Origin of the sequence: Acinetobacter brisouii, from assembly GCF_008993995.1 — a bacterium.
Lineage (GTDB): Bacteria > Pseudomonadota > Gammaproteobacteria > Pseudomonadales > Moraxellaceae > Acinetobacter > Acinetobacter brisouii_A.
In genome coordinates, this window is record NZ_BKNN01000186.1 from 1 (window position 1) to 427 (window position 427).

General features: G+C 28.1%; 1 pseudogene. It reads right to left on the reverse strand.

The window, feature by feature from the left end:
* Positions 1 to 427 (reverse strand): annotated as a pseudogene (locus tag GBN19_RS15580) (SIR2 family protein); the annotation flags it as partial.

Sequence of the window (427 nt, forward strand, 5' to 3'; positions counted from 1 at the left end):
ACATAGTTCGGTATATTCTTTTATTTCATACTTGATATTTTTTGTTGATCCAATAGCTAATACTTTATCTGAGTTTTTTAAAGTTTCAATATCATCTGCTATAGTGACTTTTATTGTTCCTCCAGATGTAATTTCCTTAACAACCTCTTGAACTTTTCTAATATCCATAGCTGATATCGGCAGAGCCAATTCATGAATAGCTTTGTATATATCTTTAAAATTATCAGTCTTGACTTTATTAATACTAATCAAATTACCATCAACCAAGATATCATGATCAGAAATTTCCGTACTCTTTAGATCAGGCTCATATTCAACTAATAAAAAATTTCTTTTAATCCGTTTTGCTTGTTCTGAATTTGGGGGAACATATTTAAAAATAGTATTCAAAATACTTTGTATATTTTCATCTTGAACACTATAGCCT